Annotated in this window: 20 protein-coding genes; all 20 read right to left on the bottom strand. The window is 70.4% G+C overall.

Annotated elements, in window-relative coordinates; genetic code table 11:
* Positions 1–3 precede the first annotated feature (3 nt).
* The 20 genes from FBZ83_RS10550 to FBZ83_RS10455 all read right to left on the bottom strand — a co-directional run bounded on the left by FBZ83_RS10550 (position 4) and on the right by FBZ83_RS10455 (position 23,627).
* The gene (locus tag FBZ83_RS10550; protein ID WP_145682394.1) at positions 4–915 is read right to left on the bottom strand and encodes a CheR family methyltransferase; all 912 of its coding nucleotides are present in this window, start codon (positions 913–915) and stop codon (positions 4–6) included.
* Positions 912–3,839 (bottom strand): methyl-accepting chemotaxis protein, encoded by a 2,928-nt coding sequence (locus FBZ83_RS32315; RefSeq protein WP_186466032.1) that lies wholly within the window; start codon positions 3,837–3,839, stop codon positions 912–914. Before FBZ83_RS32315 ends, FBZ83_RS10550 begins: the two co-directional genes overlap by 4 nt.
* A gap of 123 nt (positions 3,840–3,962) precedes the next feature.
* Positions 3,963–4,520: a chemotaxis protein CheW gene (locus tag FBZ83_RS10540; RefSeq protein ID WP_145682393.1), complete on the bottom strand. Its 558-nt coding sequence runs from the start codon at positions 4,518–4,520 to the stop codon at positions 3,963–3,965.
* A gap of 10 nt (positions 4,521–4,530) precedes the next feature.
* Positions 4,531–6,768, bottom strand: a complete 2,238-nt coding sequence (locus FBZ83_RS10535) for a chemotaxis protein CheA (protein WP_145682392.1) — start codon at positions 6,766–6,768, stop codon at positions 4,531–4,533.
* A 30-nt stretch (positions 6,769–6,798) separates the two neighbouring features.
* Positions 6,799–7,176: a response regulator gene (locus FBZ83_RS10530; protein WP_014241666.1), complete on the bottom strand. Its 378-nt coding sequence runs from the start codon at positions 7,174–7,176 to the stop codon at positions 6,799–6,801.
* Positions 7,161–7,472, bottom strand: coding sequence for an STAS domain-containing protein (locus tag FBZ83_RS10525; protein ID WP_038529688.1), 312 nt, complete (start codon positions 7,470–7,472; stop codon positions 7,161–7,163). The genes FBZ83_RS10530 and FBZ83_RS10525 overlap by 16 nt, the downstream gene beginning before the upstream one ends.
* A 125-nt stretch (positions 7,473–7,597) precedes the next feature.
* Entirely contained in the window at positions 7,598–10,387 is a 2,790-nt protein-coding gene (locus tag FBZ83_RS10520) for a sensor histidine kinase (RefSeq protein WP_145682391.1), read from the bottom strand.
* Position 10,388: 1 nt separating this feature from the next.
* Positions 10,389–10,622 (bottom strand): hypothetical protein, encoded by a 234-nt coding sequence (locus tag FBZ83_RS10515; protein WP_145682390.1) that lies wholly within the window; start codon positions 10,620–10,622, stop codon positions 10,389–10,391.
* Positions 10,619–12,826, bottom strand: coding sequence for a 3'-5' exonuclease (locus tag FBZ83_RS10510; RefSeq protein WP_145682389.1), 2,208 nt, complete (start codon positions 12,824–12,826; stop codon positions 10,619–10,621). The genes FBZ83_RS10515 and FBZ83_RS10510 overlap by 4 nt, the downstream gene beginning before the upstream one ends.
* Positions 12,823–13,239, bottom strand: coding sequence for a response regulator transcription factor (locus FBZ83_RS10505; RefSeq protein WP_145682388.1), 417 nt, complete (start codon positions 13,237–13,239; stop codon positions 12,823–12,825). The genes FBZ83_RS10510 and FBZ83_RS10505 overlap by 4 nt, the downstream gene beginning before the upstream one ends.
* Before the next feature lie 219 nt (positions 13,240–13,458).
* A complete protein-coding gene (locus FBZ83_RS32310) occupies positions 13,459–14,616 on the bottom strand; it encodes an SPOR domain-containing protein (protein WP_145682387.1) in 1,158 nt (385 codons plus the stop codon).
* A 182-nt stretch (positions 14,617–14,798) separates the two neighbouring features.
* Positions 14,799–15,716, bottom strand: a complete 918-nt coding sequence (puuE, locus tag FBZ83_RS10495) for an allantoinase PuuE (protein WP_145682386.1) — start codon at positions 15,714–15,716, stop codon at positions 14,799–14,801.
* A 34-nt stretch (positions 15,717–15,750) separates the two neighbouring features.
* A complete protein-coding gene (locus FBZ83_RS10490) occupies positions 15,751–16,326 on the bottom strand; it encodes a septation protein A (RefSeq protein ID WP_145682385.1) in 576 nt (191 codons plus the stop codon).
* A gap of 92 nt (positions 16,327–16,418) precedes the next feature.
* Positions 16,419–17,492 (bottom strand): lipid A deacylase LpxR family protein, encoded by a 1,074-nt coding sequence (locus FBZ83_RS10485; RefSeq protein ID WP_145682384.1) that lies wholly within the window; start codon positions 17,490–17,492, stop codon positions 16,419–16,421.
* A gap of 102 nt (positions 17,493–17,594) precedes the next feature.
* On the bottom strand, positions 17,595–19,124 hold the full coding sequence (locus tag FBZ83_RS10480) for an AMP nucleosidase (RefSeq protein ID WP_145682383.1): 1,530 nt from the start codon (positions 19,122–19,124) through the stop codon (positions 17,595–17,597).
* Between the two features lie 96 nt (positions 19,125–19,220).
* Positions 19,221–20,483: a signal recognition particle-docking protein FtsY gene (gene ftsY / locus FBZ83_RS10475; RefSeq protein WP_145682382.1), complete on the bottom strand. Its 1,263-nt coding sequence runs from the start codon at positions 20,481–20,483 to the stop codon at positions 19,221–19,223.
* Positions 20,484–20,499: 16 nt separating this feature from the next.
* Positions 20,500–21,759, bottom strand: coding sequence for a tRNA (N(6)-L-threonylcarbamoyladenosine(37)-C(2))-methylthiotransferase MtaB (mtaB, locus tag FBZ83_RS10470; RefSeq protein ID WP_145682381.1), 1,260 nt, complete (start codon positions 21,757–21,759; stop codon positions 20,500–20,502).
* Between the two features lie 30 nt (positions 21,760–21,789).
* A complete protein-coding gene (gene dapF, locus FBZ83_RS10465) occupies positions 21,790–22,626 on the bottom strand; it encodes a diaminopimelate epimerase (RefSeq protein WP_145682380.1) in 837 nt (278 codons plus the stop codon).
* A gap of 86 nt (positions 22,627–22,712) precedes the next feature.
* Positions 22,713–23,039 (bottom strand): hypothetical protein, encoded by a 327-nt coding sequence (locus FBZ83_RS10460; RefSeq protein WP_145682379.1) that lies wholly within the window; start codon positions 23,037–23,039, stop codon positions 22,713–22,715.
* 153 nt (positions 23,040–23,192) lie between these two features.
* Positions 23,193–23,627, bottom strand: a complete 435-nt coding sequence (locus FBZ83_RS10455; protein ID WP_145682378.1) for a GtrA family protein — start codon at positions 23,625–23,627, stop codon at positions 23,193–23,195.
* Between the last annotated feature and the right edge of the window lies 1 nt (position 23,628).

Genomic DNA, 23,628 nt, shown 5'->3' with positions numbered 1-23,628 from the left:
GCGTCACAGCCTCCGGTAGATGGTGGGGCCGGTCTGGCGGAAGCGGTCCGACACGCCGTACAGGCTTTCCGAGTGGCCGAGGAACAGGTAGCCGCCGGGCTCCAGCATCCGGGCGAAGTTGCCGATGACCTGGGTCCGCCCGACGCGGTCGAAATAGATCAGCACGTTGCGGCAGAAGATCGCGTCGAACGGCCCCTTCATGGGCCAGTGCTCCAGCAGGTTCAGCGGCTTGAAGGTGATCAGCCGCTTCAGCTCCTCCTCCATCGCCACCATCGGCTCGCCGTCCTCGCGCTGGCGCCGGGTGAAGCGGTCGCGCAGGGGGGCCGGGATGCTGGCCGCCAGTTCGGCGGGATAGACGCCGCGCCGGGCGGTGTCGACCATGTGGGTGTCGATGTCGGTTGCCAGGATCTTCGCGTCCCAGCGCCGCAGCTCCGGCCCGAAGCTGGAGGCCAGGACCATGGCGATGGTGTAGGGCTCCTGCCCGGAGGAGCAGCCCGCCGACCAGACGCGCAGCCGCGGGTGGGAGGACTCCCCGGCGTGGCGGGCGCGCATCTCCGGCACCGCGGTCTTCGCCAGGAAGTCGAAATGGTGCGATTCGCGGAAGAAGCTGGTCAGGTTGGTGGTCAGGGCGTTGACCAGGAAGCCGACCTCGTTCGCCCCCTCCTCGCTCTCCAGCAGGGCGCAGTAGGTGTCGAAGTCCGGCAGGCGCAGGTCGCGCAGCCGCCGGGCGAGGCGGGAATAGACCATCTCGATCTTGTGCGGGGCCAGCGCGATCCCGGCGAGCTGGTAGAGCATGCGGGCGATGAAGTCGAAATGCCGCCGCTCGAACGGGAACTCCCGCCGGCCCGACGTCGCCGCGGGGACGGCGCGGTCAGCCGCATCGGAGTCCGGAGCCGGGCTGGGGGCCGCGGTCATGCCGCCCGCCCGCGGGCCTGGGCCCGCGCTTCGCCGGCGAGTTTGTCCAGCAGGCCGAGCACGATGCCCGACAGCCGGTCGAGATCGGCCAGGGCCTGCGCCTCGGCCGCGTCGTCTCCCTGCTCATGGGCGCGCAGGGCGCGCTTGCCGGCCTCGTGGAAGCGGGCGTGCGGCTCGGCGATCCGGTCGAAGGACGGGCAGGAGCGCACGGCGGCATCCGTCACCGTGTCGTACCACTTGCCCAGGCGGCAGCCGTGATGGTCGGCCAGCCGGTCCGCGCTGGCCTCGCCGTGGCCCTGGACGGTCTTCAGCACGGTGTCGCGGAAGGTCACATGGTCGATCTTGGTGTTCTCGATCAACTGGATGTGGCGGGCCAGCTCGGACGCGCCACGGGTCCGGCCGGCGTCCAGCGAGAAGAAGGCCATCTGCTGGCGCAGCTGCCCGGCCTGCTCCTCCAGCGAGCGGGCGGCGGCGGTGCTTTCCTCGACCAGCGCGGCGTTCTTCTGGGTCATCTCGTCCATCTGGGCGACGGCGGTGTTGACCTCGTCCAGGCCGGACGCCTGCTCGGCGGTGGCGCGGGCGATCTCCGACACGAGGTCGGCGACCCGCGCGATGCCCGCCACGATGTCGGTCAGCGACGACCCGGCGGAGCGGACCAGCTCCACCCCGTCCTTGACCTGCGCCCCGCTGTCGAGGATCAGCGTCTTGATCTCCTTGGACGCCTGGGCGGAGCGCTGGGCGAGGTTGCGCACCTCCTGCGCCACCACGGCGAAGCCGCGGCCCGCGTCGCCGGCCCGTGCCGCCTCGACCGCCGCGTTCAGCGCCAGCAGGTTGGTCTGGAAGGCGATCTCGTCGATCACCCCGATGATGTCGGAAATCTTCTGCGACGAGCGCTCGATCCCGCGCATCGCCTCCACGGCGCTGGCGGCGACCTGACCGCCCTTCTCGGCGGCGCGGCGGGCGTCGTTGGCGAAGGCGTTGACCTGCTGGGCGTTGTCGGCGTTGGAGCGGACGGTGGCCGCCAGCTCCTCCATGCTCGCCGCCGTCTCCTCCAGCGAGGAGGCCTGCTGCTCGGTGCGCTCGGACAGGTCGAGGCTGCCGTCGGCGATCTCGCGGCTGGCCGCGGCGATGGATTCGGCGGCGCCGTTGATGCGGCGGACGATCTCCGACAGCTTTTCCGCCGTGCCGTTGAAGTCGTCCTTCAGGCGCAGGAACACGCCCTCGTACGGCTTGTCGATGCGCCGCGACAGGTCGCCTTGGGACAGCGATTCCAGCATGGCGGCCAGATCCTCGGTCACGCCGGAGACGTTGGCGGCCAGCCGGTTCATGCCCTCGCTGACCAGCCGGAAGAAGCCGGTCTTGCCGTCCAGCGCGATCCTTTGGCTGAAGTCGCCGCGCACGGCGCTGTCGACCATGCCGGCGATCTCCGCCTCGATGGACAGTTCCGCCGTCAGGTCGCGCCATTCGACGACGAAGCCCAGCTTTTCGCCATGGCGCCCGGCGACCGGGCTGGCGGTGATCTCGAAGCTGCGGCGGCCCGCCTTGACCATGCCCTTGTAGGGGCTGGCGAGGCCGCTCAGGCTGGAGCGCAGGCGCGGGGCCTCGGTGTCGAGCGCGTCGAGAGTCGTCCCGATCAGCCCGGCGGCGTCGAAGGCGGGCAGGGCCTTGCGCAGGTCGCCCTCGGCGGCCTTGAACATCGCGAGCGCGGCGGCGTTGCAATCGGTGACGGTCCCGTCCTCGCCCACCGTCATGATGCAGGACGACACGCGGTCGAGCGCGATCCCCGCCCGCACGGCGGTCACCGCGTCCTCCTTGAAGGCGGCGACGGCGCGGGCCATCGCGCCCAGCTCGTCGCGGCCGTCGGTGTGGGGGACGGTGACCGACAGATGGCCGTCGCTGAGGTCGGTCATCACCTTGCGGATGCCCTGGACCGGGCCGGTGATCGAGCGGGCGATGACCTGCGCGGCGCCGATGCCCAGCAGCAGCGACAGGCCGCCCAGCACCAGGGCCAGCAGGACGCTGTTCTCCACCTCGGTTTCGGCCCTGGTCTCGATCGCCTTCTGCTCGGCGTGGATGGCGGTGGCGATGGAGTCCAGCGTCGCGGTCAGGGCGGTGACGATCTTGGCGACGATCTCGGCGCGCAGGCGGTCGATCTCCTTGTCGGCGGCGACGGCGTCGCGGAAGGCGGTGCGGTAGCCCGGCGCCCGTTCCGCCACCTCGCGCAGCAGCGCGGCGAGGCGGGGCTCGGTCAGCAGGGCCTGGGCCTCGCGCACATGCTCCAGCATCTCGTCCAGGTTCTTTTCCATCGGCGCCGCGGCGGTGGCGTCGCGCATGCCGAGCGCGCGGTTGGCGAAGAGGCGGCTCAGCACCCAGTGCTTCTCCATCTCCTCGCCGACCAGGGCGGCGTCCTTGTCGCCGGTGGCCTGGGCGCCTTCGACGATGCGCTCCAGCGTCTCGGTGATCTGGGTGCCCAGCGGGTCCATGGTCTGGTGGATGGCCGCGTCGTAGCGGTCGCGGACGACGCGGATCGCCTCGAACTGAGTGTGGTACTCGGTGTGCAGCCGCGCCAGCTCGGCGAAGGCGGCCGCCTGGCTGGAGCGCTGGATGGCCGCGCCGTGGGCGGCCAGCGCCTGATCGAACTCGGTGCGCAGCGCGCGCTGGCGGTTGAGCGCGGCGGGGTCGCCGGAGACCAGATAGTCGCGCCCGTGGATGCGCTGGTTGGCGAGGCGGGCGGAGAGGTCCTTGGCGAAGGTGGCGATCTCGCCGCCGGTGAGCACCGCGTCGACGCTGCCGTTCAGGCTGCGGATGCTCAGCAGGCTGGCGGCGACCTGGGCGGCCAGCAGGGCGAGCAGGAGCGCGAAGGCCAGCCACAGCCGCTTCGAAATGCCCATCGCCCCAACGAACGAACCGACCCCTTTCGCCATGCCATCCCCCTTGCCCGCCGCGTCGTCCCGGCGTTAGCCCTTATTTGAAACAAACCCGTGTGAAAAGCCGCGACATGACGCACCCCCGTCGGCGCCTGTGTGGGCACCTCCGTGGGGCGATGTTCAGGACGCCCGTTCCAGCGCCGGCAGGGCCCTGGTCGCGGAGTCCAGCTCGCTGTTCTCGACGGAGAACAGCTTCTCGACGCAGAGCAACGTGACCATGCGGTCGTCGGCGGTGTAGAGGCCGCTGAGATACTCGGCGCCGACCATGCCGCCGTCCACGTCGGGCGGCGGCTTGATGGCGTCGTGGCCGATCGTCAGGATGTCGGAGATGGCGTCGACCAGGATGCCGCGGGTGCGTTCCCCCACCTGGATCACCACCACGACGTGGCGCTTGGTGACCGCCGTCGCACCGCCGCCGAAGCGGGCGCGCAGGTCGAAGATGGGGATGATGATGCCGCGCAGGTTGATGACGCCGCGCACATAGTCCGGCAGGTTCGGCAGGCGGCTTTCCGGCGTCCAGCCGCGGATCTCGCGGACCGACAGGATGTTGACGCCGTATTCCTCGCTGCCGACGGTGAAGGTGACGTACTGCTCCTCGGCGGCGTTGACCGCCATGACGTCGGTGCGTGCGTCGGTGCGGGTACCGCCGACGGTGGCGAGCGCGGTGGAACTGCTCATCGCTGTGGCCTCAGACCGGTTCGAGTGCGGGTGCGGGCAGCGCGGCCACCGGCGGACGCGGCGCCCTGGAATCCATGTGCCGGCTCATCTCGCGCAGGCCGGCGACGTCCAGGATCAGGGCGACGCGCCCGTCACCCAGGATGGTCGCGGCGGCCACGCCGTCGAGGCGGCGGAAGTTCGCTTCCAGGCTTTTGATGACGACCTGCTGCTGGCCCAGCACCTCGTCCACGACGAGGCCGAGGCGGGAGCCGTCCTCCGTCTCCACCAGCACGACCAGCGCGCGGGTGGGGTCGGCGACGGCGCCGGGGATGCCGAACAGCTGGTGCAGGTAGACCAGCCGCACATACTCGCCGCGGGCCATCATCACGTCGCATTTGCCGACCAGCCCGTGCAGGTCCGCCGCCTTGGGGCGCAGGCTCTCCACGATGTTGGTCAGCGGCAGGACGAAGCGCTCCTCGCCGACCGAGATCACCATGCCGTCGAGCACGGCAAGGGTCAGCGGCAGCGACAGCACGAAGCGCGAGCCCTCGCCCGGCGTGGAGTAGACGCCGATGCGCCCGCCGAGCGAGGTGATGTTCCGCCGCACCACGTCCATGCCGACGCCGCGGCCCGACAGGTTGGACACCTGGTCGGCGGTGGAGAAGCCGGGCAGGAAGATCAGGTTGTCGATCTCCTCGTCCGACAGGGTGGCCCCCGGCTGGACGAGGCCTTTCTCGATGGCCTTGGACAGCACCTTGGGCCGGTTGATGCCGCGCCCGTCGTCGGTGATCTCGATGACGATGCGGCCCGAGCGGTGCTGCGCCGACAGGTGCACGGTGCCGGCGCGCGGCTTGCCGACGCGCTCCCGTTCCTCCGGGCCTTCCAGCCCGTGGTCGATGGAGTTGCGGATCATGTGGGTCAGCGGATCGACGAGGTTCTCCACCACCGTCTTGTCCACCTCGGTCGTCTCGCCGCTGGTGACGAGCTGGACCTCCTTGCCGGTGGTGGCGGCGCATTCGCGGACCAGCCGCGGCATGCGGGAGAAGACGCTCGACACCGGCTGGGCGCGGATCGACATCACGCTCTCGCGCAACTCGCGGGTGTGCTGGGCCAGCTGCTCCAGCCCTTCCAGAAGCTCCTGGAACTCGCCGGGGGGCAGCTCGCGCACATGCTCGGCGATCATCGCCTGGGTGATGACCATCTCGCCGACCATGTTGACCAGCCGGTCGATCTTGTCGAGATCGACGCGGATGGTGTGGCTGGTCAGCCCGGCGTGCTCCGCCCCGCCGCCGTTGGGGCGCGGGCGGGCGGCCTCGGCCTTCGGAGCGTCGGCCCCGGGGGTTTTGGGGGGCGCTTCGGGGACCGCGGCGACCACCGCCGGCGGGGCGGCCGTGGCAACGGGCACCGGATCGGTGACGGGGGGCGGGGCCTCGGGGGCGGCGGGCGGCGGGGCCTCCGCGGTGATGCGGATGTCGCAGTCGTCGGCCACGAACTCGAAGACGTCGTTGATCTTGTCCAGATCGACGTCCGCATCGGCGATCAGCGTGACCGTCCAGGAGAGGTGGAGAAGCTCCGCCTCCAGGTTCTGGAGGTTGGGCAGGGCGTCGGTGTGGCATTCGACGGTGGCGTCGCCCAGCCGGCGCAGCGCGCGCAGCATGAAGGCGGGCTCGTTGCCCGACATCAGCAGGTCGGACCGCGGCCGGAAGACGATGGTCCAGCGCAGCTTGCCGGGGGGAACCGGGTCCTCCGCCGCGCGGGCGGCGGCGATGGCGGCCATGGCGTCGCCGAACAGCCCGGCCTCGTCGTCCTCGTCGTCAGCGTAGACAGGTGCGGGCGCCGGAGCGGCGGGGGCGGCCGCCGGAGCCTGGACCTGCGGCGCGTCGCCGCCCGACAGATGGCGGCGCAGGGCGGCCACGGTGCCGTCGGTGGTCCCCGCCGGGGCCGGGTCGCCCTCGCGCGCGTAGGCCAGCATCTGGCCCAGCAGGTCGTTGGCGCGGATCAGCGTGTCCACCAGCTCGGTCGTGACGGGAACGGTGTTGTTGCGCACCCCGTCCATCACCGTCTCGAACTCGTGCGCGAAGGCGACCAGCTCGGTGAAGCCGAAGGCGCCGCCGCCGCCCTTGATGGAATGGACGGCGCGGAAGATGGCGTTGACCTCGTCGGAATCGACCTCGCCCGGCGTCAGCCGCAGCAGGCCGGACTCGGCGACCTCCAGCAGCTCCGCGCTTTCGTCGAAATAGGTTTGCTTGAACCGGCTCAGGTCTTCCACGGGCGCCCCCTCACAAGCCAGGACGCGGCGTCAGCCGCAGACCTTCTGAACGACGGAGATCAGCTTCTCCGGGTTGAAGGGCTTCACGATCCAGCCGGTCGCCCCCACCGCCCGGCCTTCGGACTTCTTCTTCTCGTCGGCCTCGGTGGTCAGCATCAGGATGGGCAGCGTGCGGTGCGCCGGGGTGGCGCGCAGGCGGCGGATCAGGGTCAGCCCGTCCATCACCGGCATGTTCAGGTCGGTGATGACGAGGTCCACCTTGTTGGCGCCGATGACGCCCAGCGCCTGCTGGCCATCGGCGGCCTCCACCACGTCGTAGCCGGCGCCCTTCAGCGTGAAGGAGACCATGTCCCGCATGGTCCGCGAATCGTCGACGGTGAGTACCTTCTTCTTCACGCTTGGCTCCATTGCTTCAACCAGCCGTCCAGCCCCAGATCCTCGCAGGCTTCCGCCAGGACCTCGGACGGCTGGGCGATGGCGAACGTACGGTTCTGTTCGGCGGCGTGCCGGGAGGCGACCAGGAGCGCCTGGACGCAGGCGGTGCTGACCCGCTCCACGGCCGCGGCTTCGGCGATGACGGTCTGGGAGGCGGCGAAGCCGGCGCGCAGGCTGTCCAGCAGGGGCTGCGCCATGGCGAGGTCGAGGTCGCTGGGCAGGCCCAGCCGCACCGTTCCCCCCTCATCGCTCCACTTGATCAAAGTCACCGCCCGTCTCCTTGCAACCCGACCGGGCAATGCCCCGTCCGGAAGACTGATCATGTCCGGCATTTGGTAAAAAACCTGCCTGAAACACGTATAAGGATTCGTTAAGGCAACTGGACTGACCTGTGTCAACCGGAGCGCGTTCCGGCGGTGTGGTCGGGTTCTTTCGCGGTTTGATCGTTTTGTGACACGGCTGTTGCCGCTGTTGCCAAAGGAACGGTGAAGGCGAAGGTGGCGCCCTTGCCGGGGGCGCTGTCGACCCGGATGCGGCCGCCGAGATGCTCGACGATGCGTTTGCTGATGGCCAGCCCCAGCCCGGTGCCCTGCGGCTTGTCGGTCATGGTGTCGCCGACCTGCCGGAAGCGGTCGAAGACGATGGCCTGATGCTCCGCGGCGATGCCGGGACCGCTGTCGGTGACGGACACGCGCAGGGCGTCGCCCTCCGCCGCGACGGACAGCGAGGTCCGGCCGCCCGCCGGGGTGAATTTCGCGGCGTTGGACAGCAGGTTCACCGCCACCTGCACCAGCCGGTCATGATCGCCGCGCACCGGCGGCAGGCCGTGCGGGATGGTGACGGCCAGCGCGATGCCGCGCTCGTGGAACAGCCGGGCGGTGGCCGCCGCCGCCTGCTCCAGCGCGGCGCCGAGGTCCATCGGGCGGACCTGCCAATCGATCTCCCCCGCCTCGATCTTCGCCATGTCGAGGACTTGGTTGATGAGGCGGGTCAGCCGCTCGCTCTCGGTGATGACGAGGCCGAGAAACTCCTGCCTCTGCTCCAGCTCGATGTCGGGGTTGTCGTGCAGCACCTCGGTCAGGGCGCGGATGGAGGTCAGCGGCGTGCGCAGCTCGTGCGTCACGGTGGACAGGAACTCGTCCTTCAGCCGGTCCAGCTCCGTCAGCCGTTCGTTGGCGGCGCGCAGAGCGGCGGACGCGCGCTGCAGCTCGGCCGTCCTGTGTTCGAGCTGGCGGCTGTATTCGATGACGTGGCTGGTCTCGTCGAGCATCCGCATCAGCTCGGGGTAGCTGACCTCGCCGCCCTCCACCGCGGAGGCCAGCGCCACCCGAGCCGAGGCGGCGCCGATCGCACCGGCGAGCAGCCGCTCGGCGAAGCGCACCAGCTCCGCCCCGGCCCGGCGGTCCGGCTCCAGCGGCCCGTGGCGGCGGGCATGTTGGGCGAAGGCGGCCTCCGCCCGCTGTGGGCCGAGGAAGCGCGCGACGATGCGCTGCAGGTCGCCGACCGTGGCGGTGCCGCGCCACGCGCCCGCGGGCAGGGGAGCGTCGCGGTGCTGGAACACCTCGACGAAGGCGGTGGCCTGCGCCCGCTCGCCCAGGCCGGGCCGGTCGAGCAGGGAGACCACGACGTAGAGGCCGATGTTGAGCAGCATGCTCCAGAACAGCGCGTGGGTCAGCGGGTCCATGCCGTCCAGCCCGAACAGGGCGTAGGGCCGCAGCAGGGCGACGCCCCACGGCCCCTGGTCGATGAAGGAGGCGGGCAGCCAGCCCGACCGCGCGAAGCTGGGCAGCAGCAGCGTGTAGGCCCAGGTCAGGATGCCGGCGCCGAGGCCGGCCAGCGCGCCGCGCCGGGTCGCCCCCGCCCAGTAGACGCCGCCGATCAGCGCCGGGGCGAACTGCGCCACCGCTGTGAAGGAGATCAGGCCGATGGCGCTCAGCGCGTAGGCCGAGCCGGCGATGCGGAAATACAGGTAGCCGAGCAGCAGGATCGCCACGATGGCGGCGCGCCGGATGGTCAGCAGCAGCGGCGACAGGTCGTGCAGCCGCTCCAGCCGGGCGCTGCGGGCGCGCAGCAGAAGCGGCATCACGATGTCGTTGCACACCATGGTGGACAGCGCGATGGCCTCGACCACGATCATGCCGGTGGCCGCCGACAGCCCGCCGATGAAGGCGAGCAGGGCCAGCCACTCGTTCCCGGCGGCCAGCGGCAGCGCCACCACGAACATGTCGGGGTCCACCGCCTGTTCCGGGAAGCGGATCAGCCCGGCCACCGCCACCGGCAGAACGAACAGGTTGATCAGCAGCATGTAGAGCGGGAACAGCCACAGGGCGCGGGTCAGGTGCCGCTCGTCCACATTCTCGATCACCGTCACCTGGAACTGGCGGGGCAGGCAGAGCACCGCCGCCATCGACAGCAGCGTCATGGTCAGCCACGACCCGTCGGCCAGCGCCGGGGCGGAGGTGTAGAGGGCCTGGATCTCCGGATGCTCGGCGGCCGTGGCGAACAGCTCGGTGGGGCCGTCGTGCAGCCCCCAGACCACCGCCGCGCCGACCGCCAGGAAGGCCACCAGCTTGACCACCGATTCGAAGGCGATGGCCGCCACCATGCCCTCGTGATGCTCCGCCGCGTCGATGTGGCGCGTGCCGAAGATGATGGCGAAGGCCGCCATGACCACCGCGACGTAGAAGGCGTTGTCCAGCACGACGGGCAGGGAGAGGCCGCCGGTGGCGCCGGACGGGTCGGTGCCCCACAGCACGTCGAAGCTGACCGCCACGGCCTTGAGCTGCAGAGCGATGTAGGGCGTCACCCCGATCACCGCGGTCAGCGCCACCAGCCCGCCCAGCCCTTGGCTGCGCCCGTAGCGGGAGGCGAGGAAGTCGGCGATGGAGGTGATGCGCTGCGCCTTGGCGATGCGCAGGATCTTGCGCAGCACCAGCGGCCCCAGCAGCATCAGCAGGGTCGGGCCGAGATAGATCGGCAGGAAGCCGATTCCCAGCGACGCCGCCCGCCCGACCGAGCCGTAAAAGGTCCAGGTAGTGCAGTACACCGCCAGCGAGAGCGCGTACACGTACGGCGACGCGATGACGCTGCGCCCGCCGTCGGCCCGCCGGTCCGCCCACCAGGCGATGGCGAAGAGGAGAAGCAGGTAGGCGAAGCTGGCGGCGACGATGGTGGGCCAGGGCATCTCAACGCCCCCTGCGTTCCAGAAGCACCGCCGACAGCGCGATCACCCCGCCCCACACCCCCAAGGCGTACACGTACAGCAGCGGCAGGCCGAACAGCGTGTCCCCGGCGCCGAAGACGCGCAGCAGCGGCGGGTTGAAGGCGACCACGCCGAACAGGAACAGCGCGATCAGGCGGTCGGCGCCCGCCCGGCGCGGTGGAGGGGGTACGGGTTGCGGGGCGGACCCCCCGGTCAAAAGGCGCGCTCCCGCGCCGCCAGCTCGACGATGATGTTGGCGCCGCGGATGGCGTCGTCGAGCGTGCGGACGTTGCGTTCCTTGAGCATCTCGACCATGCGCAGGAAGACCGCGGCGGTGACGAGGCTGTCGCCCAGCGCCGTGTGGCGGTCCACCACCTCGATCCCCAGCCGTTCGGCGATGCCGTCCAGCGTGTGGTCGCCGCCCTCGCCGAGCAGCATCCGCGACAGCAGCATGGTGTCGAGCACCGGGCTGTCGAAGCGCACGCCCGACGCCTTTTCCTTCATCTTCAGGAATTTCAGGTCGAAGGCGGCGTTGTGGGCGATCAGCACCGCGCCCGACACGAAGCCACGGAACTGCGGCAGCACCTTGTCGATGGTCGGCTTGTCGGCGACCATGGCGTCGGTGATGCCGTGGAAGGGGATCGATTCCGCCGGGATGCTCCGCTTCGGGTTGACCAGCGTGTTGAAGGTCTCGCCGGTCAGGATGCGCCCGCCGACGACGCGCACAGCGGCGATCTGGATGATCTCGTCGCCGGTGCTGGGGGAGAGGCCGGTCGTCTCGGTGTCGAAGACCACGTAATGGAGCTGGTCGAGCGGCGTGCGGCCAAGCTCGCTGGTGGCCAGCGGCTGGTGCAGCAGGTTGAAGTCGAAGAATTCCGGCCGCGCCCCGCCGCGCGTCGCGGTGTGGGCCGACGGCGGCTTCAGCGCCGGCGGCAGCGGCACGCGCAGGCGCGACAGCAGCTCGCCCTCCGATCCCGGCCCCTTCACCGGCTCGCTCCACATCGTGCTCTTGTGGTGCTGGAGCACGTCGCCGACCGTCAGGCCGCCCAGCGCGTCGGGCAGCGGGTGGTCGAGCCAGCTGTCCACGATGCCGCTGGGCACCGACGGGCCACGCCACGTGATGTCCAGATAGACCCAGCTGTCCCCGGCCTCCACCGACAGGTCGTAGGCGGGGACCCCGGTCAGCGCGTAAACGTATTCGATCAGATAGCCGAACAGGATCACGAGGCTGTAGCTGTCGCCGTGCACCCATTGCGGCAGGCCGGTCAGCGTCACGCCGTACTGGGCGTCCGGCCCGACCCGGTGGCGGATCAGGTTGATGAGGTTGGTGGAGTGGATGTCGCTCATCGGCCAGGAGCCGGTGACGACGCTGCGGTACGCGTTGGTGACGCGGGCCAGCCGTTCCGACAGGGTGTTGGACGAGTCCATCAGCGCGGCCTGGAAGGCGGCGCGCTCCTCCGGCCCCAGCTCCGGCGTGTCGTCCAGCGTCTCCAGCACGGCGCGCAGGTTGGCGATGGGGGCGCAGAAGCCCTCGGTCGCCTCGCGCAGCAGGGCGTCGCGCTGGCCGAGCGCGGCCAACTCGCTGGTCGCGTCGGACAGGGTGATGACGTAGCCGGTGATGGTCGGCGGCTCGTCCGAGCCCTCCGGCGGGTCCTGCAGGATGGCGCTCATCCGCCCGGCCAGCAGGATGTGCCCGTCGGTGGTGGCGCCGACGAACTGGGCGGTGGTGCCGTGCTCGTGGTTGACGTGCCGCCCCTCGCGCACGCGGAGCGTCAGCCGCTCCAGCGTGTGGATGACCGGCTCCGCCACCACGAAATGCAGCAGCGAGCGACCCAGCCCGAGGTCGCCGGCCAGATGCAGGATGTCGAGCGCCGTCTGGTTGTAGAGCAGGATCTGGTGCTTCAGGTTGCAGACCAGGACGCCTTCGTGCAGGTCGCGCAGGACGGCGGCCAGCCGCGTCTTCTGCTCCTCCGCCTTGGCGGTCGACTCCGCGACGGTGCGGGCGGTGTCGCGGCGGGCGGCAGCCAGCTTGTCCGACAGCTCGTTGACCGCCTTGGCCACCGGGGCGAGGTCGCCGTAGCGGGCCAGCGGAATGCGCGCGCCGGTCTTGCCGTCCGCCGTGCCGTGGGCGATCAGCCCGGCCTCGCGGCTCAGCGTTTCCGAGGCGCGCAGCAGCCGCCGGTCGACCAGCCCCCACAAGCCCCAGACCGCGGCGGTGACGGCGGCGGTCATGGTGACCGCGTAGGTGACGAAGGCGTTGGGGTCGTTGTTCGCGCTGAAGCCGACCGCGACCCCCACCGACAGCAGGGGCAGGCCGACGCCGGCGGCGCGGAAGGCCAGCGGGATGATCCGGCGCGGCTCCGCCGGGGTGGTTGCCGGGGCGGCGGTTCCGGCGCTTTCGGTGGTCGCCGGGGCGCTCAAGGCTGCGGCTCCGTGGCCCCGCCCTGGTTGCCGCCCTGGTCGTTCTCGGGGGTCAGGTACTTGCGGACGGTGGTGACGAGGTCGCGGGTCGAGAAGGGCTTGGTGATGTAGTCGGTGGCGCCCAGCGCCATGCCCTTCTGCCGCTCCACGTCGCGGCTCTTGGCCGTCAGCATGATGATCGGCAGCGACTGGTAGGCGGGGTCGGCGCGCAACGACTGGCAGACGTCGAACCCGTCGCGGCGCGGCATCATAGCGTCCAGCAGGATCAGGTCGGGCGTGCTTTCCGCAACCGATGCAAGGGCTTCCTCGCCGTTGCGGGCGATGCGCACGGCAAAGCCCGCCTTCTGCAGCAGAACCTGCAGGGACAGGACGATGCTGGGTTCGTCGTCGGCGACCAGGATCGTCGGCTTCATACCAGGGTTTCCTCCGGTTCGCCGGTCTGATGCGCCGGCTTCTTGCGGCTGCGCTTGTTCTAATATGCGTGCCTGTTCAATCCCATGTTAGCGGCAAGGAGAAGGACAGATCAAGACGAAGCCCGTCCGCAATACCGAAATTGCGGACGGGCTTTTCCAAAGGAAAGAAGCGGAATAGAGAGGGGCGACAGTTTGTCGCGGTGGCGCCGTTGCCTGCGGTCAGCGCGTCGAGACGACGATGGGCTGCGCTTCCACCTTGCCCTTCAGCGAGGCGGCGGCCTGACGGGCGGCGGCGGTGTCGGCATAGCCGCCGACGCGGACGACGTGCCAGGACCGCTGCTCGGCGTCGGTCCAGTCCAGCGCGTAGGCGTTGAAGCCGAGACCGCGCAGGCGGCGGACCAGCCCTTCGGCGTTGTCGGCCTGCTGGAAGGACCCGACCTGCACGGTGTAGCGCCCGTCCGGAACGGCGGCGGACGCCGGGGGCGTCAGCACGCCCGACGATGGCGCCGTGACGGGCGGAGTGGACGCGGGCGGGGTGGAAGCCGTCTTGGGCGCCGGCTTGGCGGGCTGCGGCGCCGGGCGGGCCACGGCGGCTTGGCGTTGGGTCGCGGCGGGCGGAGGCGGGGCCGACAGCATGGCCTGAAGCTCCGCCGTTTCCGCGGTCTTCACGGGGGGCGGGGCTTTGGCGGGCTCGGCCGGGGGCGGCGCCATGGCCGATGCCGGCGGATGCGCCGGGGGCTTCGCGCTCTCCGCCGTTTCCACGGGGTGCGGTGCGGGGTGCGGCGCCGGGGCGGGCTCGGCCGGTCTGGCGGCGGCGGGCGACGGCAGGGCCGGCGGCTCCGGAACCTTCAACGCCGGTGGCGGAATCTGCGGCAGCGCCATGGGCGGCGTGGCCACCGTGGGCGCCGGCGCGGCTGGTGCGACGATGGTCTGCGTCTGCATCGGCGTCTGGGCCGGCGCGGCAGGGGCCGCGCGGGTGATCAGCGCTTCCGGTTTCGCCGGAGTCCCGGTGCCGGGCGAGGCGCCGCCGGGGGCCGGGGCGCTGGGGACGGCGGTGATGAGCGGCGCCGGCGGCGCCGGCGGCGCGTCGCCGCCCTGGTCGAGCATCACGACGACCGCGCCGATGCCGATGGCGGCGGCCAGCGCCGCGGCGATCTTGCCGATGGGCAGATGCCGCTCCGTCTTCCGTCCGGAGGCCGGAGACAACGGATCGTCGTCCTCCGCCGGGTCGGCCTTCAGATCGTCGTTGAGGGCGCGCAGAAGGCGGGCGATGTCGTCCCGGGCCTCCACGCCATCGTCGGCGGGGGCATCGGCCATCGGGGACGGCCTGTGTTCCGCCTTCTGGCCGGCGGCCTTCATCTCATCCTTGAACGTCACGGCGGCGTGCGCACCCAGTTGAAGATCGCAAGGAGTCGGAAGTCACGGGGACGCGGCCCCGAAGGGCGACGCCACGATCCAAAGACCTTCTACTGTATTTCGACGTTCGTTCAAACGCCGATGCGACGAATTGGCGTGAGAAAGTTGGGCGCGAAGGCGCATCGAGGGCGCTTTTTCCGGGTTCAGGGCGCCGGCCGGTAGGGGTGTTCGGCCATCCAGTGGCGGGCGATGTCCAGCCGGGTGGCGACCCATGCCTTGTCGTGGCCCCGCACATAGTCGAGGAAGCGGGCCAGCGCCGCGGCGCGCCCTGGCCGCCCGACCAGCCGGCAATGCAGCCCGACCGACATCATCTTCGGCTGGTCTTCGCCTTCGGCGTAGAGCACGTCGAAGCTGTCCTTCAGGTAGGTGAAGAACTGCTCGCCGGTGTTGAAGCCCTGGTTGGTCGCGAAGCGCATGTCGTTGGCGTCGAGCGTGTAGGGCACGATCAGCTGCGGCCGGCCGAAGCGGTCGTCCCAATAGGGCAGGTCGTCGGCGTAGCTGTCGGCGTTGTAGAGGAAGCCGCCCTCCTCCGACACCAGCTTCCAGGTGTTGGGGCTGCACCGCCCGAGATACCAGCCGAGCGGGCGGGAGCCGGTCACGCGGGTGTGAACCTCGATGGCGCGCAGCATGTGCTCGCGCTCCATCGCCTCCGGCAGATGCTGGTAGTCGATCCAGCGGTAGCCGTGGGTGGCGATCTCCCACCCGGAGTCCAGCATGGCGCGGACGGCGTCGGGGTTGCGCTCCAGCGCCATGGCGACGCCGTAGACGGTCACCGGCAGGCCGCGCTCGGTGAACATCCGGTGCAGCCGCCAGAAGCCGGCGCGGGACCCGTACTCGTAGATCGACTCCATGTTCATGTGGCGCATGCCGACGATGGGCTGGGCGCCGACGATCTCCGACAGGAAGGCCTCCGACGCGGCGTCGCCGTGCAGGACGCAGTTCTCCCCGCCCTCCTCGTAGTTGATGACGAACTGCACCGCCACCCGCGCCCCGCCCGGCCAGTAGGGGTGCGGCGGACGGGATCCGTAGCCGATCAGGTCGCGCGGGTAATCCTGGGACATGGTGGGGGCGCTCCGTCAGCGGGGAGGGGGACGGTCAGGAGGCGGAGGTGGAGGACTTTTCGGCCGGCTGCTCCTCCGGCACCTGATGGCGCAGGATCAGCGGGGCCTGCAGAGCGCTGAACAGCAGGGTCAGCGGCATGATGCCGAACACCTTGAAGTTCACCCAGGCGTCGGTGGTCATGGTGCGCCACACCACCTCGTTCAGCGCGGCCAGCAGCAGGAAGAACCACGCCCAGCGGATCGCCAGCGTGCGCCATCCGGCGTCGGACAGGTTCAGCACCGAGCCCAGGACATGCTTCAGCACATTGCGCCGCGTCAGGTGCGCCGCGAACAGGACCGCGGCGAACAGCAGGTTGACCAGCGTCGGCTTGATCTTGATGAACAGGTCGTCCTGGAGCCACAGCGTCAGCCCGCCGAACAGCAGGACGAAGCCCGCCCCGACCACCGGCATCACCGGCACCTTGCGTTCGAACCGCCAGGAGACCAGCACGGAGATGCTGATCGCCACCATGAAGACGGCGGTGCCGATCATGATGCCGGCCTGGGAATTGGCGATGAAGAAGGCCGCCAGCGGGCCGGCTTCGATCAGCAGTCGGGCGTATTGGTTCATGATCCTCACATAGACCGAACCGGGCCTGGGATAAAGTGAATCCCTCTCCCGGGACGGGAGAGGGATCGAAGACCGAGGGAATATGGAAGCGGTCAGAACCGGTAGGAGGCGCGGATCGAGCCGTAGTTGCTGTAGGATTTCTGCCCCTCGAACTCCGGCGACAGGAAGTTCTGGGCGTAGGAGATGCCGAACGGGCCGTAGCGCAGCGCCACGCCGAGCTGGAAGGCGGCGATGAAGTTGTGCTTGTCCACCGAGCGGCTGTCGCGGAAGCTGTTGCCGTCGAGGAAGATGTTGCGGGCGACGGCGCGCCCCTCCGCCCCGGCGTAGACGTACCAGGAGAAGGGCGGGCGCGGCGCTCCCGCGGCCACGCTGTCCTGATAGGGGATGCTGGCGGTCGGACGGAGGATCAGCGCGCCGACCGGCGGCGCCATGTTGCCGCCCAGCCGCATGGTGAAACCCGCCCCGCCGAAGGTCAGGACGTTGCCGACGCTGCCGGCGACGTGGGGGCTGATGTCCGCCTCGAAGGGGCCGATGCGGGCCGGGCGCTCGGCGCGCCAGACATGCTCGTAGCTGAGGATGATGCCCGGCTCGTTCTTGAGCTGGTAGTCCCAGCCCTCCGGCCAGCGGGCGCCGGGGACGATGCGGTGCACCGCCTTCTGGGTCTGCTCCGCCAGCGAGGCCGGGCCGACCATGCCGAGGTCCAGGTCGATGCGGTCGACCTGCCGCGTCTCCTCCGAGATCACCGACAGGCGGCCGTACAGCCAGCCGGCGTAGGGGCGGTCGGTGGGGTCGGGGATCGGCTTGGTGATGTCGCTCGGGGTGTACATGTTCTGGCCGAAGGCGATGCCGTAGCGCCGCACCCCATGCTCCCCGATCCAGGGGACGAGGTTGGCCAGCCAGTCGATGTTGCCGTAGGTCGGGCGCTCGCCGGAGATGTAGTAGAACTGGACACCGTTCGTGTAGTAACGGTCCGTCCCGCCGCCGAACAGGTCGTTGTCGACCCAGGCGCCGATGGACGGTCCGGACCGGGGAGCGGTGTCCGGCGGCGGAGCGGTGTTCGTGTTTGGAACATTGTCCGCCTCTGGTGCGCTTTGGGCCAGCACCGGCCCCGTCGCCAGCCCGAGAGAGAGGGCGGCGATCACGCTCCAACCTGCACGCACGGCCATAATGGTCCAATTCCCTTCATTGCCGAGCACCCTAAGATAAGACGCAGGCGCCCTTTGGCGCCTGCACTTTCGGGTGAGGCAAAATAGTTTGCGGAGGGTGGCTTACTGGAAGGCCGCCTCGGCGAAGCTGCGCAGCTTGCGGGAATGCAGCGTCTCCATGCCGTGCTCGCGCAGAAGCTCCATGGCGAGCACGCCGATCTTCAAATGCTGGTCGACCCGCTCGCGGTAGAAGCGGTCGGCCATTCCCGGCAGCTTCAACTGGCCGTGCATCGGCTTGTCGGAGACGCAGAGCAGCGTGCCGTAGGGAACGCGGAAGCGGAAGCCGTTGGCGGCGATGGTGGCGCTTTCCATGTCCAGCGCGACGGCGCGGCTCTGGCTGAAGCGCATCAGCGGCTCGCGGTGGTCGCGCAGTTCCCAGTTGCGGTTGTCGATGGTCGCCACGGTGCCGGTGCGCATGATGCTTTTCAGCGCGTAGCCGGACAGGCCGGTCACCCGCTCCACCGCCGTCTCCAGGGCGCGCTGCACCTCGGCCAGCGCCGGGACGGGCACCCAGGTCGGCAGGTCGGCGTCCAGCACATGGTCGTCGCGGACATAGCCGTGGGCCAGCACATAGTCGCCCAGCCGCTGCGTGCTGCGCAGCCCGGCGCAATGGCCCAGCATGATCCAGGCGTGCGGGCGCAGCACGGCGATGTGGTCGGTGATCGTCTTGGCGTTGGACGGGCCGACGCCGATGTTGACCAGCGTGATGCCGTTGCCGTCCGGGCGGGTCAGGTGGTAGGCGGGCATTTGCGGCAGGCGGAGCAGCCGCGCGCCGTTCGTCGGCGCCTCGCCGGGGCTGCCCCCCAGATTGGCGTTCTGGACGATGACGCCGCCGGGCTCGACGAAGCGGTCGTACTGGCTGCGGTAGGCGGCCAGCTCGGGATCGGCGGCCGGCTCCATGATCTCGCGGGCCATGCGGATGAACTCGTCCACGTAGAACTGGTAGTTCGTGAACAGGACGAAGTTCTGGAAATCCTCCGGTGCCGTCGCCGTGTAGTGGCGCAGCCGGTGCAGCGAGAAATCCACCCGCGGCGCGGTGAACAGCGCCAGCGGCTTCACCGCGTCCAGCGACTCCTCGTAGGTGCCGTTGACGATGGTGTCGTCCATGCGGGCGAGGTCGGGCAGGTCGAACAGGTCGGGCAGCCCGGCCAGCCGCTCCGGCGTCAGGTCGCCCTCGACGTGCATGCCCTGCGGGAAGGCGAAATGGATGGGGATCGCCTCGTCGCTGACCCCGACCTCCAGCGGAACATGGTGGTTGCGCAGCAGGAGCGAGAGCTGTTCCCGGTAGTAGCGGTCGAACAGGTCGGGGCGGGTCAGCGTCGTGGAGTAGGTGCCCGGCCCCTCGACGAAGCCGTAGGCCAGCCGCGTGTCCACCGTGGCCGCCGAGGCGGTGGAGAGCCGGACGTAGGGGTAATGGGCCTGCTCCCGCCGTCCGCCGTCCTCGCCGCGGGTGAAGGCGGCGAAGCGGTCGCGCAGATAGGCGGTGTTGCGGTCGTAGAGGTCCCGGACGAGGGCCAGGGCGGCGTCCGCGTCGGTGAAGCGCTCGACAGGACCGGGAGGAACGGGGGAGGGGGAGGTCTTGGCAGCCGTCATAGTCTTCAGATAGGGCTTGGGCGTGGCGGCCGGAAGCCCTTTTCTCGTCCTGCCCGACTGCCCGACTGCCCGCCGCCGGCCCGCGCCGGGGCGCCGTTACTGGGACGGCAGCCCCATCAGCGACTTGGCGAACTGGTCGGCGTCGAACGGGCGGAGGTCGTAGACGCCCTCGCCGATGCCGATGGCGTGCACCGGCAGCTTGAACCGCTCGGCCAGCGAGACCAGCACGCCGCCGCGCGCCGACCCGTCCAGCTTGGTCAGGATCAGGCCGGAGACGTTCACCATGTCGCGGAACACCTCGACCTGATTGTGCGCGTTCTGGCCGGTGGTGGCGTCGAGCGTCAGCAGGGTGGTGTGCGGGGCGCTCTCGTCCACCTTCTTGATGACGCGGACGATCTTGCGCAGCTCCTCCATCAGGCCGGCCTTGTTCTGCAGGCGGCCGGCGGTGTCGATCAGCAGGATGTCCACGCCCTGGCGCCGCGCCTCCTCCAGCGCGTCGAAGGCGAGGCCGGCGGCGTCGGCCCCGGTGTCGCGGGCGATCACCGGACAGCCGGTGCGCTCGCCCCAGATCTTCAGCTGGCTGACCGCGGCGGCGCGGAAGGTGTCGCCGGCGGCCAGCATGACCATCTTGCCCTCGGCGCGGAACTGGCGGGCCAGCTTGCCGATGGTCGTCGTCTTGCCGGTGCCGTTGACGCCGACCACCAGGATGACGTGCGGCTTCAGCGTGGCGTCGATGACCAGCGGCTTGGCGACCGGGCCGACGATCTTCGCCACCTCGGCGGCCAGCGTGGCCTTGACCTCCTCCGGGCTGACTTCCTTGCCGAAGCGGGTGCGCGCCAGCTCCGCCGTCACCTTGGCCGCTGTGGTCGGGCCGAGGTCGGCGGTGATGAGCAGCTCCTCCAGCTCCTCCAGCGCCTCGTCGTCGAGCTTGCGCTTGGTGAAGATGCCGGAGATGCCCTCGGTCAGCTTGGACGAGGATTTGGACAGGCCGTCCTTCAGTCGGGCGAACCAGCCCTTCTTGGGCTTCTCCTCCTCGGCCGACAGGGCCGCCGCGGGGAGGTCGTCGCGGACGATCTCCGGCGCATCTTCGCGCTCCTCCGGCTCGGACGGCGGGGCGATGGGCGGCGGGGGCGGAGTCTCGACCGCGGGCGGGGGCGGGAGTTCGGGTTCCGGCACCGGCTCGGGGGGCGGCGGTTCCTCGGTGGCCGGTTCCGGGACCGGCGCCTCTTGGACCGGCTCTTCAGCGACCGGCTCCGCGGGCGCGGGCTCGGCGGGGACCGCTTCCGGGAGCGGGGCGGTCGTCTCGTCCTTGCGGGCTTGCTCTTCGGGCTTCTTGCGGCCGAACCAACGCAGGATCATGGCGTGTCCACTGTTCTCAAAGGGGGGTGCCGGTCAGCGCGCCGCCGGCCACGCCGGTGACTGTGGCGCGCAGGACGGAGCCGGGGGGCCGGGGCGTGCCCAGGCGGATTTCGGCGAAATGCTGGGTGCGGCCGAGATCGTCCTTCTCGACCAGCACCGACACCTCGCGACCGACCAGCGAGGCCAGGGTGCGGGCCTCCGCCTCGGCGCCGCGCGCGCGCAGACGGGCCGCGCGCTCTTTGCGCAGGCCGCCGTCGACCTGCGGCATGCGGGCGGCCGGGGTGCCGGGGCGCGGGCTGTAGGGGAAGACGTGCAGCCAGGTCAGGCCGCACTCCTCGACCAGCCGCAGCGTGTTCTCGAACATCTCGTCGGTTTCCGTTGGGAAGCCGGCGATGAAGTCGGCGCCGAACACCATGTCGGGGCGCAGCGAACGCACACGATTGCAGAAGGCGATGGCGTCGGCGCGGCTGTGGCGGCGCTTCATGCGCTTCAGGATCATGTCGTCGCCGGCCTGGAGCGACAGGTGGAGGTGCGGCATCAGCCGCGGCTCCGTCTCAATCAGGCGCCACAAATCGTCGTCGATCTCGATGCAGTCGAGCGAGGACAGGCGCAGCCGCGGCAGCTCCGGCACCAGCGCCAGCAGGCGGCGCACCATCTGCCCCAGCGTCGGCGTGCCCGGCAGGTCGGGGCCGAAGCTGGTGATGTCCACGCCGGACAGCACGACCTCGTTATAGCCGGCCTTGACGAGCGCCTGCACCTGCTCCACCACCGCGCCGATCGGGACGGAGCGCGAGGGGCCGCGGCCATAGGGGATGATGCAGAAGGTGCAGCGGTGGTCGCAGCCCTGCTGGACCTGGACGAAGGCGCGCGCCCGGTCCTCGAACCCGCCGATCAGGTGGCCGGCGGTCTCCTTGACCGACATGATGTCGTTGACCAGCACCTTCTCCGCCGGGGCGAGGCCCCAGCTTTCCGGCTGCAGCTTCTCCTGGTTGCCCAGGACCTGATCGACCTCCGGCATGGCGCCATAGCGCTGCGGGTCGATCTGGGCGGCACAGCCGGTCACCACGATGCGGGCGTTCGGGCGCTCGCGGCGCAGCTTGCGGATGGTCTGGCGGGCCTGCCGTTCCGCTTCCGAGGTCACCGCGCAGGTGTTGACGATGACGACATCCTCCAGCCCGGCGTTGCGGGCGTGGGTGCGCATCACCTCGGATTCGTAGGTGTTCAGGCGGCAGCCGAAGGTGACGATCTCCGGCTCGTTGGTCACAGTGTCGCTCATGCTCTTTCAGCCTAACGGGCGGCCATTCATTCAGGCGGCTGCCAACTCCGCAGACAGCCGCCCGCTGTAGCTGAGGGCGACCGGGCCGGTCATCAGGACGCGGCCGTCCTCACGCCATTCGATGGTCAGGGTGCCGCCGTCCAGGATCACGTCGACCTTGCGGTTGGTCAGCCCGCGGCGGATCGCGGCGACCGCGGTGGCGCAGGCGCCGGTCCCGCAGGCCTGGGTGATGCCGGCCCCGCGCTCCCACACCCGCATGCGGACGGCGGTGGGGGACAGCACCTGGACGAACTCGACGTTGGTGCGCTGGGGGAAGGCTGGGTGATTCTCGAACACCGGACCGACCTCGGCCAGCGGCACCGCCTCGGCGTCGTCCACGAAGAAGACGGCGTGCGGGTTGCCCATGCTGACCGCGGTGGGGCCGGCGAAGCCGCCGTGCGACACCGCGTCGAGGCGCAGCGTGTCGGCCGGCTCCGCCAGCGGGATCTGCGCCCAGTCCAGATTGGCCGGGCCCATGTCCACGGTGATCCGCCCGTTGTCGGCGCGGCTGGCCTGCAGGATGCCGGCGTTGGTCTCGAAGGCGACGCGCTCCGCCCCCGCCTCCTCCATCAGCAGCCAGCCGACGCAGCGCGAGGCGTTGCCGCAGGCCGACACCTCGCCGCCGTCGGCGTTGCGGATGCGCATGAAGCCCGCCGTGCCGTCGGTTTTCGCCGGTTCGATCACGATGAACTGGTCGCAGCCCACCCCGGTCTTGCGGTCGGCGATGGCCCGCACCTCGGCCTCGGCCGGCGAGTACGGCGTTTTGCGGGCGTCGATCACGACAAAGTCGTTGCCGAGCCCGTGCATCTTCAGGAATTCGCGCGTCATGACCGCCGTTATATGGCGACCGGGCCCGCGGAGTCCATGGCCGCACGGGGGACCGTGGCAAACAGTTCATGGGATCGCCGGAGGGATCAGTGGGTTTCGGCCCCGCCGGTGTCCGCCGTGTCGCCGTCGGTCAAGGTGGCGGGCAGGGTGGCGCCCGTCGCCGGGGGGATGCCCTCCAGCAGGTCGAGCATCCGGGCGAGCATGTCCTCCGACTCGGGCCGCGGCGGCGTTCCGCCGGTCCGCTCCCACGCCTCGTAGTCCCAGCCCGCAGCGCCCATCGCCATGTCGGGCAGCGTGAAATGCCCGTCCATGGTGTGGGTCTGCGGTCCGTCCGCGCGGGACAGCCCAACCAGCAGGGCGATGGACAGGGCAACTCCGGCCACCCAGGCCCACAGCACGTCGCTGTTGTTCATGGCTCCCTCCCGGCTCTTCGCCAAGGCAGGTCGGTGTCGGGGCCGTTCCCGTTGGATGCGCCCCCTTCCATGGACTTCGGGTGTCCGCGGCGGCGCACAATAAGACTTCCGGAGATACCCGGAAGGAGGGAGGCGCCTTCAGCGCTCCGGGGATCAGGCGCCCTTGAAGACCAGATGCTTGGAGGCGGCGAAGTTCAGGAGCATGCCGGACAGCGAGCCGGCGGCGACGGCCAGCACCGGGTGGGCCTCGGCGATCGGCAGGGCGGCCTCCAGCCCGACCGAGACGCCGTAATTCACCACCCCGCCGAAGGCGTTGGCGGCCAGGAAGGTGGCCCATTGCCGGTAGAGCGGCGCGTCGGCCGCCCCGCGGAAGGTGAAGGCGCGGTTCAGCGCGAAGGTCGTGGTGGCGGCGGCCAGATAGGCCGGGATGCGGGCGGCGAAGAACTCCAGCCCGGCGCCGAAGACCAGCGCGTAGACCACCGCCGTGTCCACCACCAGACCGACGATGCCGACCAGGCCGAACTTGCCGAACTGCACGGCCAGCCGTCCCAGCCGGCTGTCGGGAAGGGCATCGATGGGCTTGCCCATG

It is taken from the genome of Azospirillum brasilense (assembly GCF_007827815.1).
Taxonomy (GTDB): Bacteria; Pseudomonadota; Alphaproteobacteria; order Azospirillales; family Azospirillaceae; genus Azospirillum; species Azospirillum brasilense_C.
The sequence above is the reverse complement of the archived record's forward strand: the minus strand, read 5'-3'. Positions and strand labels throughout refer to the sequence as shown.